The 12,067-nt window shown below is 61.0% G+C and carries 10 protein-coding genes; 8 read left to right on the forward strand and 2 right to left on the reverse strand.

The window, feature by feature from the left end:
* Positions 1-68 precede the first annotated feature (68 nt).
* From DESPR_RS16940 to DESPR_RS02080, 4 genes are read left to right on the forward strand one after another with little or no spacing between them, the layout of a single operon-like run.
* Positions 69-2,636, forward strand: a complete 2,568-nt coding sequence (locus DESPR_RS16940) for an FHA domain-containing protein (protein WP_052302036.1) — start codon at positions 69-71, stop codon at positions 2,634-2,636.
* Entirely contained in the window at positions 2,630-4,054 is a 1,425-nt protein-coding gene (locus DESPR_RS16945; RefSeq protein ID WP_015723157.1) for a serine/threonine-protein kinase, read from the forward strand. The genes DESPR_RS16940 and DESPR_RS16945 overlap by 7 nt, the downstream gene beginning before the upstream one ends.
* A 14-nt stretch (positions 4,055-4,068) precedes the next feature.
* Positions 4,069-4,626, forward strand: coding sequence for a hypothetical protein (locus tag DESPR_RS02075; RefSeq protein ID WP_015723158.1), 558 nt, complete (start codon positions 4,069-4,071; stop codon positions 4,624-4,626).
* A 56-nt stretch (positions 4,627-4,682) separates the two neighbouring features.
* Positions 4,683-5,483: a PP2C family protein-serine/threonine phosphatase gene (locus DESPR_RS02080; protein ID WP_015723159.1), complete on the forward strand. Its 801-nt coding sequence runs from the start codon at positions 4,683-4,685 to the stop codon at positions 5,481-5,483.
* 80 nt (positions 5,484-5,563) lie between these two features.
* Here DESPR_RS02080 and DESPR_RS02085 read toward each other — a convergent pair whose 3' ends face one another.
* Entirely contained in the window at positions 5,564-6,925 is a 1,362-nt protein-coding gene (locus tag DESPR_RS02085) for an L-lactate MFS transporter (RefSeq protein ID WP_015723160.1), read from the reverse strand.
* 178 nt (positions 6,926-7,103) lie between these two features.
* Between DESPR_RS02085 and DESPR_RS18255 the strand changes: the two genes are divergently transcribed.
* On the forward strand, positions 7,104-7,358 hold the full coding sequence (locus DESPR_RS18255) for a hypothetical protein (protein ID WP_169701506.1): 255 nt from the start codon (positions 7,104-7,106) through the stop codon (positions 7,356-7,358).
* A 58-nt stretch (positions 7,359-7,416) separates the two neighbouring features.
* On the opposite strand, the gene uvsE is transcribed toward DESPR_RS18255, so the two are convergent.
* Entirely contained in the window at positions 7,417-8,385 is a 969-nt protein-coding gene (uvsE, locus tag DESPR_RS02090; protein WP_015723161.1) for a UV DNA damage repair endonuclease UvsE, read from the reverse strand.
* A gap of 225 nt (positions 8,386-8,610) precedes the next feature.
* Here uvsE and pta point away from each other — a divergent pair, with 225 nt between their 5' ends.
* Genes pta through DESPR_RS02105 form a run of 3 tightly spaced genes read left to right on the forward strand, consistent with a single transcriptional unit; the run spans position 8,611 to position 12,065 of the window.
* The gene (gene pta / locus DESPR_RS02095; protein WP_015723162.1) at positions 8,611-10,746 is read left to right on the forward strand and encodes a phosphate acetyltransferase; all 2,136 of its coding nucleotides are present in this window, start codon (positions 8,611-8,613) and stop codon (positions 10,744-10,746) included.
* Positions 10,746-11,621 carry a DMT family transporter gene (locus tag DESPR_RS02100; RefSeq protein ID WP_015723163.1) on the forward strand — a complete coding sequence of 292 codons (876 nt, stop codon included), beginning with the start codon at positions 10,746-10,748 and terminating at the stop codon, positions 11,619-11,621. Before pta ends, DESPR_RS02100 begins: the two co-directional genes overlap by 1 nt.
* 57 nt (positions 11,622-11,678) lie before the next feature.
* The gene (locus DESPR_RS02105; protein WP_015723164.1) at positions 11,679-12,065 is read left to right on the forward strand and encodes a hypothetical protein; all 387 of its coding nucleotides are present in this window, start codon (positions 11,679-11,681) and stop codon (positions 12,063-12,065) included.
* The last annotated feature ends 2 nt before the right edge of the window (positions 12,066-12,067 follow it).

Consider the following 12,067-nt stretch of genomic DNA (forward strand, 5'->3'; position numbering starts at 1 on the left):
ACTTTTATTCTCCTCATCGCATGGCATCCTCCAGGCATCATTCTTCCCCCAGCGAACATACCGCTTATTTGGCAGCCAGGGCTGCCGGATGCGCCCATCGGGAGTATTGTCTCACCTCGGCGAGCACAACCATCGGACGCGATGGCACCCTCTGCGACATTGTCCTTACCGGCGCCACTGTCTCGCGCCGCCACGCCTGCTTATCTCGAACGGGTGAAACCGACTATCAGCTCCACGATCTCCAGTCCACCAACGGAGTATTTGTCAACGGCGAGCGGATTAAGGGTTCGCGCTTTCTGCGTGATGGCGACCTGATCGGGCTTGGCACCGCCCTGCCGCATCTGCGTTTCCAATATCACAGCATCCGGGAACCGCATCACCTGATTCTGCCACCCCAGGCCCAGTGGCTGATCGGCCGGGCTCCCCACTGCGATCTCTCCCTGCCCTTCGAGCCAACGGTCAGCTCCCACCATGCCACCCTCAGTAGCCAAGATGGCACACTGCGAATCGCCGACGCCCACAGCCTCAATGGAACCTGGGTCAACGGCTCGAACCGGTTCAAGGCGTTCCTTGCCCCCGACGACACCGTGGTCATCGGGTCCACGCATTTCCAGTTCCGTCTCCGGGAGGACGGTTCGCTGTCCGTGCTCCAACGGGAATATGGCCAGTCGGTCAAACTGGAATGTGTCGGTCTCCACCGCACCGCCCCGCGTGCGAACGGCACGGCGAGAATGCTGCTCAACGACATCACTCTGAGCATTGAACCCGGCGAATTTGTAGGTATTCTCGGCCCTTCGGGCGCGGGCAAGACTACCCTGCTCACCGCCCTCAATGGTTTCAGCCGTCCGGACCGGGGGTGGGTGCTGTGCAACGAGACGCCCATGGACAGCGCCTCGGCCCTGTTCCGCAACACCATCGGCTATGTGCCCCAGGATGATATTCTCCACCGGGAGTTGAGCGTGCAGGCCAGCCTTGAATATGTCGCCCGCCTGCGGTTGTCGCCGGATCTTTCTCCACGCCAACGTGCCGAGATCATCGACAACACGATCGAAACCCTTGGATTGCACCCGGTGCGGCACCTGCCGATCGACCAACTGAGCGGCGGCCAGCGAAAACGGGTGTCCATCGGCGCGGAGCTGCTGGTTCGCCCAAGCCTGCTCTTCCTCGACGAGCCCACCTCAGGACTGGATCCCAGCACCGAGGACCGGCTGATGCATCACTTCCGGGACATGGCCGACCACGGCACCACGGTGATCATTACCACCCACCTGCTCGACAACCTCGACCTGCTGGACAAGGTGGTGATTCTCGCCCAGGGACGGGTGGTCTTCTTCGGCGCCCCCTCCGAGGCCCTAACCTTCTTCGGCACGGAGCAGCAGCCCCTTGCCCGGGCAACCGGTATCTTCGCCGTGCTCACCGAGGCGGACACCCCGTCCTCGGCAGCGGCATCCTCCTGGAAAGGGCAGGAGGAGATCGCCACCCATCATGCCGCCCGTTTCCTCGCCTCTCCCTGGTTTCGGCAACATATCGAACAGCGGCTTTCGCCGGCAGCCCACGCGTGCATGGCCATGGATACCGCCTCCCCCTCTCGGCCGCTAGCACGGCTGCGCACCCTGTGGGCCGATCGTTCACGGCGCGGCCATGGTTTTTCTCCTGGCGAATGGCTGCGTTCCTGGTGCATTCTTTCGCGTCGCCACCTGCACATCCGTGCCAGTGCCGGCAAACGGCTGCTGCTGTTCCTGCTCATTCCCATGGCGCTGGCCCTGGTGACCCTGTCGCAGCATATCCCTGGCGTGGCCAGCGACGCGGTAGTGGCGGAACGGAGGGCCGAAATAGAGGCCCTGGTTGCCCCAGGCGGCGCCCTGATGGACACGCAGCTCAAGCTCCTCCTGTCTCCGGCCGGCATTGGCGAAACCCGTTCGGGCGCTGAATTGCTCCACGCCCTGCGTTACGAAGGCATCGCGCATTTGCCGGTTCCCATGAGCGTCTTGCTGATGATCGTCATGACCGCCGTGTTTTCCGGCACCCTGATCGCCTGTCAGGAAATTTCCACCGAGCGGTCGATTTACCTCCGGGAGCGGATGTCCCATCTGCGCATCCTGCCGTACCTTGGGGCGAAAATGCCTTTTTGCCTGGGGCTTGCCGCCCTGCAGTGCCTGATCTTTCTCTCCCTGTGCTGGCTCAACCCCGCCCTGCGCCAGGCGGATTTCTTTCCGGTCTGGCTGACCATGGTCGCCGTGGCCTGGAGTTCGGTGGCCATTGGGCTGACCCTGAGCGCTGTTGATCCGACCGGCGGCCGGTTGTCGGTGATGCTGACCGTGGCCGTGGTCCTGCCGCAGTTGCTGCTTTCCGGCGGCCTCGGTCCTGATTTTTACGGGCGCATGCACGGCCCGCTGCGCCTGGCGGCGGATCTGCTGCCGGCCCGCTGGGGGCTGGAGATGGTGTGCACCGCGCTGTTCGATACACTCAAGGGCGAGGGCGCGCGATGGATTCCAGCCTTTGTCCGTGAGGTGATAGGTTTTGACTTCGGCCAGGGCGTCTATTATAGTGGCATGATCTTTCTGTTGGCTCAATTCCTGCTTTGGGTGCTGTTCTGCACAGGATTCCTGACTTACCGCGATAGACGATCATGTTGAACGACGACATCCAGACGCTGATCGACCCCAGCGTTGTCCAGCCGCTCAAGGCCGTGGCGGTCAGCGACAGTGGCGTGCTGATCGCCGACCGGTATCGGATGCTGCGACCGCTTGGCGAAGGAGGCATGGGCAATGTCTACTTGGCCGAGGATCTGGTGTTGGCGCGGCGCGTGGCGATCAAGACCATTCGGCCGGAGTTGAGCGGCAACGAAGAGATCCGCTCGCGCATCAAGCGTGAATGCCGCATGCATGCGGCCATTGGCGTCCATCCCCATATCATCACCCTCTACGACTCGGTCGAGGAAAACGGGCATATCTACCTGGTGATGGAGTATTTTGCCGGCGAGACCCTGGCCGCTCGGCTTGCCTCGCAAACTGGCGAGCAAGGCCTCCCGCTGGACCAGACGCTCGATATCGTCCGCCAGGTACTCCGCGCCTTGGCCTGCATCCATGACCAGGGGATCGTCCATCGCGACATCAAGACCGCCAACATCCTCCTCCAGCAGGGGACCGACGGCAATCTGCGCGTCAAGCTCGCCGATTTCGGCATTGCCCGGGCGGGGATGGCGGCGCAAACCGTGACCCGCCTGACCGCTCTGGATGTTCAAGGGCCGGGGACGCCGGTGTACATGGCGCCGGAGCGGATCGACCCGCAGACCTTCGGCGGGGTCTGTCCCGCTTCGGACCTTTACGCGGTGGGCATCATCCTCTTTGAACTGCTCACCGGACACCCCCCCTTCACCGGCTCCATGACCGAGATTTTTTCCGGCCATCTGGTCCAGCCGCCGTGCCTGGACCGCCTGCCAGCCACGCTTCCCCCCACGGTACTGGCGGTTCTTCGCACCGCCTTGGCCAAACAGCCATCGGAGCGGTTTCAGCGCGCCCAGAGCTTTCTTGAAACCTTGGAGGGGGGGCACCCGAGCTTGGACCATGCCTTCATTCCGCCCCGGGCACCCTCCCACCCGCCGGTTCACGCTCAGACGCTCTTGGCCGTGTCGGCGGAACCGACGGCGCAAAGCGAGTCCGTTACCCTACTGAACCCGTCGTGCGGGGCTGGCCGTGGCTCAGATCCTTCGCGGCGATGGCGGCAAGGGTTGATGTATGCGGCACTGGCCTGCGTGCTGGTGCTTGTCAGCGGATGGTATCTGTACGATCATTTTGTCACCCCATCCTTGACCGCCTCTGCGCCCGTCAACAGCCAAGAAATCACCACGACGGGATCCGAAAAGGACACGGTTGCCGTCCCTGCCAGCGTTCCGGACGACATCGAGGCGGCCAAAACCGTCACCGCCTTGCAGACGTTGGAAAAGGTCCGGCAGCAAAAAACCATCGAATCCATGGCCGCCGCCGAGCGCCCCGGGGGCAATCCGGCAAACGAGTGGCAGGTGATCGAAGACCGCTCGCGAAGAATACGCTGACCCACCCTTTGCTCATGTCAGGTAAATTGGTCCTCGTTGTTCTTGCTGTCGGCAGCTTGCTTCTTGGCGGCTGCGCGCCCCTGGTGTTCACCGCCGGGGCCGGAACCGGATACGTGGCGACGCAGGATAAACCGCGGAACAAGATCGAGGCCTTTTTTGACGATCTGGCCAGATCAATCCGGCAAACGACCCGCAAGATCACCGGGGCTCCCCCCAGCCGGCGGAAAAGCACCGCCAAGCCGACGTCCACATTGCAGCTGGCCATTCAAAAAGCCACTCTCTCCCCGGCCAAGGTCCGCACCGGCGATCAAATTACCCTGACCCTGCGCTACAGCATTGCCGGTGCGCCGAAAAAAGGGATCCAGGTTCGAGAGAAAAGTTCCTTGTCCAAGGACGGCAAGACGTTGAGTCTCTTGAAGGACGAATCCTCGCAACGGGAAAACGGGGTGTGGGAAAATACCTTGTCTTTCGCGGTCCCCCAATCGGCTAAACCGGGCAGCTACACTGTGACCATGCGGATCAGCGCCCAAGGCCTGAACCGGAACGTCCGAAAGACCTTTACCGTCCAGTGAGGATCATGCGGGTGTTCCGGTTGCGCATCTCCAGTCCTGGCGAACGGAGCTGAACCATGGAGCTCCTTGAGGGGCATTGCCGCATGGGCGGTTTCCAGGTCGTCTATGCCGGGGCAACCGATCCGGGGCGAGTGCGTCGCTGCAATGAAGACAATCTGCTGATCTATCCCGAAGCCGGCGTCTTTGCCGTGGCCGACGGGCTGGGTGGGTTGGATGCGGGAGATGTTGCCAGCAGCACGGCGCTCGCGCATCTGCGAGAGCTTGTCCCGACCCCTTTCGCCGGCAACAGGTTTTTTGCCTTGTTCAACGACAAACACCCATTGCGGCAACTTGAAGCGGTGGTGGCCGCGGTCAATCGCCGAACCTATGAGCATCGAATGACCCTGGGCAAGAACATGGCCACCACCTTGGCCATGGTGCAGCTGCGAGGCGACAAGGTCGTGCTTGCCCACGTCGGTGACAGCCGCGTCTATCGCTGGCGCGACAATGCATTGCACTGTCTCACCAGCGACCATTCCTTGGTCAATGAACTGGTGCGGAAAGGGGCCTTGACTGCTTCCCAGGCCAGACAGTCCTCCCAGCGCCACGTCATCACCCGCGCGGTCGGCGCGGAACCGACCGTCATGCCCACCTTGCAACAACAGCCGCTGGCGGTAGGCGACATCCTGCTGCTGTGCACCGACGGGTTGACCAGTATGCTGTCGGACAGGGACATCGGTCAATGCCTTGGTAACGCGGCCACCACCATCGGCGGCAGCGTGGCGCAACTCATCACCTTGGCCAACCAAGCTGGTGGGCATGACAACATCACCGTGGTGGGCGTGATCCTGCTGCCGATAGAAGAGAAGTCGGATTGATTTGTCGGCTTGTGCGCGAACGGAAAAGAAAAAAGGCGTTCCAATGGAACGCCTTTTTTTAATGACAGGATGTCAGCGGATCAGGCGTGTTTTTTCTCGGGAGCTTTCAGCGTCATGAGGATGACGACCGCCACAGCGAGAACGACCGCCGAAACCACGAACGGCACGAAGAAGGAGCCGGTCATGGCCTGAAGCTTACCACCCGCGTAGGGGCCGCAGAAACCGGCGACACCCCAGGCAGTGAACAGCAGACCATAGTTGGACCCTTGATGGGTCGGGCCGTAGTACTGCAGCAGGGTGGCCGGGAACAGGGTGAACATCGAACCATAGTTCCAGCCGATCAGACCGGCGCAGGCGGCCAGCATGGCGGCACTCTTGCCAGCGGGGAAGAGCAGCAGCATGGCAACGGTCTGCAGGATGAAGAGCACGACGAAGATCTGCTTGGTGCCGATCTTGTCAGCCAGCGGACCGACCATGATACGAACTGCGGCATTGAAGATGGCCAAGGTGCTGGGCGCGCCTGCCGCAGCCAGGGCTATCTTCTTGGCCTCGTCCGGCGGGATGTCGGCGATCGCCTTGAGTCCATTCTTGGTGATGAAGTCGAGGGACATGGCGTCGATACCGTGCTTGGCAATCAGGCCGATGACCATGAGGCCGGCAAAGGAACCACAGAAGTAGGCCACCCACAGCAGCCAGAATTGCGGTGAGCTCTTGGTCTCTTCGTAGGTATAATCGCGGTAGGCCTTGGGGGCGCCAGCGCCACCGGCGGGGGCGGGCGGATTCCAGCCGGCCGGTTTGTATCCTGCCGGCGGCACTTTCAAGCAGAGGGCAGCCATGACGACCATCACAGCCATAACCATGCCGACATATTTAAAGACAGGCAGGGCGCTGCCAAAATGGTTGATCATACCAGTGGCCAACGGAGCCATGATGAACGAACCGAGGCCGAGGCCGACAACGGTGAAGCCGGTGGCCAGGGCACGTTTGTCCGGCCACCACTTGGGCGCGGTGGCGATGGGCGGCAGGTAGACCATGGCGCCGCCGATACCACAGATGACACCATAATAGAGGTAGAGCAGCCAGAGACCTTTTTTAGCGGCGGCCAAGGCGGTTGGATCCTTCGCAGCAAGGAGGGCTGGGTCGGGAGGGGTGATGGTGGACACCATGAAGAAACCGAAGGCCATGAAAAGGCCGCCGAAAAGAACAACGTTCCGGGGGCCGATCTTGTCGCTGATCCGACCGGCGGGGAAGGTGAGCAAACCAAAGATCAGACAGATGAGGGCGTATGCCATGGCAACTTCTGGCACCGTCCAACCGAACTGTTTCATGAGAGGTTTGATGAAAACACTAAAAGCATACAACAGTAAACCGCAAGTGGTGCTGCCTAAAAGACCTCCAAGCAATGGAATCCATCGTGGAAAAGTAGTTTGTGTTTGAGACATTTATGCACTCCCCCTTCATTGTAGTTTTGTTGAACTGCTTGTTGCAACTAGTTCGTCCTAACTGCGAATGATGTTTTCTCTTCCTCCTTTTTTGCTGAATATTCTTAGGGTTGTCTGTCTATTCCTTGGCCTCTACGCAATGTAGCGGTGACTATAAATGAGAAGGAAAATGCTGTCAATGAACAAAATCAAGGCGTTCATGGCAATTTTTGCCATTTTTTCATGGAGTTTCCCTTTAAGGAGGCCAAATAATGACGCGCCATTCATCCTGAACAGCCAACAGATTCGCATGCTTCCATTGGCCCCCTTGGATCGAAACCCAGTGGAGGTGCATCTCCTTTTCGCCAGGAGAAAAAATATAATAAATACTGGGAAGAAAGAGATGTGGGCAAAAAACCGCAAGTGGTCGAGGCTTGCCGCGTGTTGCCGCTGACCGGCAGATGCCGGTCAAGGCGACAGGGATGGATCGGAGAGGGACCGGGGCGATCGGATCAACGGGAAGACGTTCGATCCAGATCCTCGAGAAGACGCCGCACGGCCTGTTCCTTGGCCTTGGCCTCGACTTCGACGGTGATCCGCAGGGAACGCCAGCAATCGGGCAGGTCGCACGGGTCTATGAAATCGTGGTGGGGCCGGGGATTGGCGCTGTGCCAACCGTCCCTTGGGCTGGACAGGTGAAAGAGCGGTTCCCTGGTCCAGGTGGCCAGGGCCTGTTCGGTGACCTGTTCGACACGTAGCCCATCGGCGAGGCAGCGGTGATGATGGACATCGTACACAAAGGGGAGGCCGGTTGCCCCACAAACCGGCAGCAGGTCAGCCGGCGTGTAGATGCGATCGTCGTTTTCCAGGGCCAGTCGCGAACGTACCGGGTCTGACAAACATTCCACGGCGGTGCGCAGCCGTTGCAACGCCGCCGCCTTGTCACCGTAGGCGCCACCGCCATGGAGAGTGATCACATCGGCGCCAATCCATCGCGCCGCCTCGGCATGATACTCCAACTCGGCGAGCGACCGGACGAGAACGCCGGCATCCGGCGAGGACAGCAGCGTGAACTGGTCGGGATGAAAACTCAGGCGAATGTTGTGCTGCCGCGCCAGGGCCGCCGCCTGGCGATACGTCTGTTCGATGGCGGCATGGTCGGGTAGTTCGGCCAGGGCGTAGCCCTGCTGGGGATGGGTTTTCAAGGGGAAGATGCGGCTGTTGACCCGGAACGCGCCGATACGGTTGCGGGAACAGTAGACGATGGCCGCCTGCAGGGCCTGGCCGTTGGCCAGAACCGTGTCCGCAAGGAGGGCCAGCTGCCGGGCGCGGTCAAACTTCGCCAGGTATGCGGCCTGGCGGATGGCGAAACGAATCGGCTCCTCCTTGAACAGACAGCAGAGCCCCCAACGAATCCGTTCATATCCTCGTCCTCCCTTGCTGTCGTCGTGACCAACGGAAGGCGCGTGCTGTTGCCGCATGCGGGTTTTTCCTCCGGTGATTGTTGCCTGCCAGCCGCTTGGCCGATTCCCGGAACCGGGAGTCTGCAAGAAAAAGCGTGTTTGCGGGGTTGAGCAAACAGCTTGTGGCCGCCCCTGCCGTTACCCCGTGATCGCCGCGGGACTCTGCTTGCGTTGAGGGCCAGGCTCCACTATCATACAACGACATCGAAGGCTGAACACAACAACTTTTTGCCGGAGCGCGCCATGGCCGACAGTCTGTATATCGCCAACCTGGAAAAGGATTGCGGGAAACTGGTCGTCACCCTCGGAGTGATGGAACTTCTCTCACGCCGGATCGGCCGGGTGGGCTTCTTCCGGCCGATCATCCCCGGTGACGGCAAGGAGGACAACGACATCAACCTGATCAAGCAGCGCTACAACATCAGCCTGCGTTTCGACGAGATGGCTGGTGTCAGCCATGAACTGGCCCGCGCCCTGATCGCCGAAGGCAACGAACTGGGGCTCTTTCGGGAGATTGTCCGCAAATACGGCGAGGTGCGCCGCAAGTGCGATTTCCTTCTTTGCGAGGGACCCAACATCATCAGCATGTCCGAGGCTTTTGACTACGACATCAGCATTCGCATCGCCCGCGAGCTGGGCACGCCCACCCTGCACGTGGTTAACGGCCGCAACCGGGACGTGGCCGAGATCCAGGAAAATATCGGCGTGGCGGAGAAGATCTACGAACAGTACCAGTGCCCGCTGCTGGCCATCTTCGTCAACCGCATCGATCCCGCCCTGTTGGCGGAGGCCGAGGCCGAAATCAGGGCCAGCCACCAGGGCAAGCCCTATCGCCTCGATTTTCTGCCGGAGATGAAGGGGTTCAGCATGCCGACCATGGAGGAAATCATCGAGGCCCTGGGGGCGCGCCACTTCAGCGGCCCCAAGGCGGGGCTGCAACGCGATGTCCATGCCATCAAGGTGGCGGCAATGAGCCCGGCCAACTACATCGATTTCCTCGAAGAAGACGACATGATCGTCACCCCCGGCGACCGGCCGGATATCATTTTCGCCACCCTGGGGGCTATTGCCTCGCGCAACTATCCCTCGCCGGCCGGCATGCTGCTGTCCGGCAACCTGGAACCGAGCTCCTCCATGGTCCGGTTGCTCGACGGACTCGACGACCTGTCGTTGCCCATTTACCTGATCCCCGGCGATACCTACACCGTTGCTCAGCGTGCCGGCGAGATCAAGGGGACCCTGCGGCCGCACAATGAACAGAAGATTGCCCGGGCACTCGGGGTGTTCGAGAGTCATGTCGATACCCTTGGCCTGGAACAGCAGGTGATCGAAACCGTGGCCACCATCATGTCGCCGCTAATGTTCGAGTATTCGCTTTTCCAGCGGGCCAGGGCCGATCGCCAGCACATTGTCCTGCCCGAAGGCGAAGACGAGCGCATTCTTCGCGCCGCCGAGATTCTCCGTGCCCGCGAGGTGGTCGATCTCACTCTGCTCGGCGAGGAAAAAACCATTCGCAACCGGGCCGCCTCTCTCGGGCTGAAGCTCCAGGATGTGACCATTATCGACCCCAAGAGCTCACCGTTGCGCGAGGCGTTCATCGAGAGCCTCTATGAGGCGCGAAAGTACAAGGGGATCACCCGAGACTGGGCCCATGACGCCATCAGCGATGTCAGCTACTTCGGTACGCTGATGGTCCATACCGACCGCGCCGACGGCATGGTGTCCGGTGCGGTCCATACCACCCAGCATACGGTTCGTCCGGCCTTTCAGATCATCCGTACCCGCCCCGAAGTGTCGGTGGTCTCGAGCGTCTTCTTCATGTGCATGGAGACGCGGGTGCTGGTCTACGGTGACTGTGCGGTCAACCCCAACCCCAACAGCGAGGAACTGGCCGAAATCGCCATCCGCTCGGCAGAGACGGCCGCCATGTTCAACATCGAGCCGATCGTGGCCATGCTCTCCTATTCCAGCGGCTCTTCCGGCCAGGGCGAGGATGTGGAACGGGTGCGCGAGGCCGTTCACCTGGCCCGCGCGCGGAGGCCCGGGCTCAAGATCGATGGACCGATTCAGTACGATGCGGCCATCGATCTCTCGGTGGCCCAGGAGAAGATGCCGGAAAGCGAGGTGGCTGGCCGGGCGACCGTGTTCATTTTCCCGGATCTCAACACCGGCAACAACACCTACAAGGCAGTGCAGCGGTCCGCCGGGGCGGTGGCCATCGGCCCCATCCTCCAGGGGTTGAACAAGCCGGTCAATGACCTCAGCCGCGGCTGCCTGGTGTCCGATATCGTCAACACTGTGGCCATCACCGCCATTCAGGCCCAGGCCGTGAAAAAACAGGCCTGGTTACAATCAGCGCCAGCAGCGACCACGATCTGATGCGGCTGCCTCTGCCGCCTCTTGCCGCCACCCTTGTCGGGGCTGGGATCATCTCCTTTTCCGCGGTCTGGGTAAAGCTGGCCACGGTGACGCCACCGGTATCCGCCTTTTATCGGGTTTTCTTCGGCTTCCTGTTTCTGCTGGCGGCTTGTGCCCTGCGCAGCGACCTCCGATCGGTCAGTGGCCGCCATCTGGGCTTTGCCGTGCTCTGCGGCCTATTCTTCGCTTTGGATCTTTATTGTTGGCATGCGAGTATTCGGTATGTTGGGCCGGGCTTGGCAACCATGCTGGGGAATTTCCAGGTGTTCGTGCTCACCGCCTTTGGCCTGCTTTTTCTGGGAGAAAAGATCCATCCGCGCTTTGTGCTGGCTGTACCCGTTGCCGTGGTCGGCCTGAGCCTCATCGTCGGCGTCCAATGGGAGGAACTCAGCCCCTCGTACCGTGTCGGCATTGCCCTCGGCCTGATGACCGCAGTGTGGTACAGCGGCTTTCTCCTCATCCTGCGCAAACTGCAGGCCGAAGCGCCGGGTGTTTCCTTTTTCTTCAACCTGATGCTCATTTCCGGGGCCAGTGCGTTCTTTCTCGGCACGCACTTGGCATTCGTCGGCGAATCCCTTGCCATCCCCGACCGAACCAGCTGGCTGGCCCTACTGGCGCTGGGACTGCTCAGTCAGACCATTGGCTGGACGCTGATCGCCAATGCCCTGCCCGGGATGCGCACTTCGCTCGCCGGCCTGGTGCTCCTGTTCCAGCCGGCGCTTTCCTTTGTCTGGGATGTGACCCTGTTTGCCCGGCCGACCACCCTGGTCAACTGGATCGGCGTGGGCATCACCTTGTTTGCTATTTACCTGGGCATCCAGAGCAGCCGTGGTTGAATTTTCCTCGGGATGCTATTCCCCTCTCTTGTCTAACCTTTGCATGGAGCCATAACAATGACAGCAGAAAACGCAGACATGGCCGAGCTATTCGAACAGATTGGCGCGGTGCTTTCCGCCGCTGAACAGAACGACTTGGATACTGTATACGACCACCGCGCGGCCATTGTCTCGATGTACGCGCAAGCCATGGTCGAGTTTCACTTCGAGGAAAGCCAGCTCGATTGGCTCAACGATCTGCTCGACGCGGTAGAGAGAGACGATCTGGCCGCCTGCCGTCGTCTGCTTGCCCAGGAAGCGGATACCGACACAGTCTTTCTCGCCACCCAATTCGCCGCCGTCATGGCCGGATTTTTTCACCACGACGAATGCATGACCCTGATCCAGGCCATCGGCCTCCAGGCGCTGCTCAAGGGCATGCAGTCCGAGCCGGATAAGAGCTGAAT

Origin of the sequence: Desulfobulbus propionicus DSM 2032 (assembly GCF_000186885.1) — a bacterium.
GTDB lineage: Bacteria > Desulfobacterota > Desulfobulbia > Desulfobulbales > Desulfobulbaceae > Desulfobulbus > Desulfobulbus propionicus.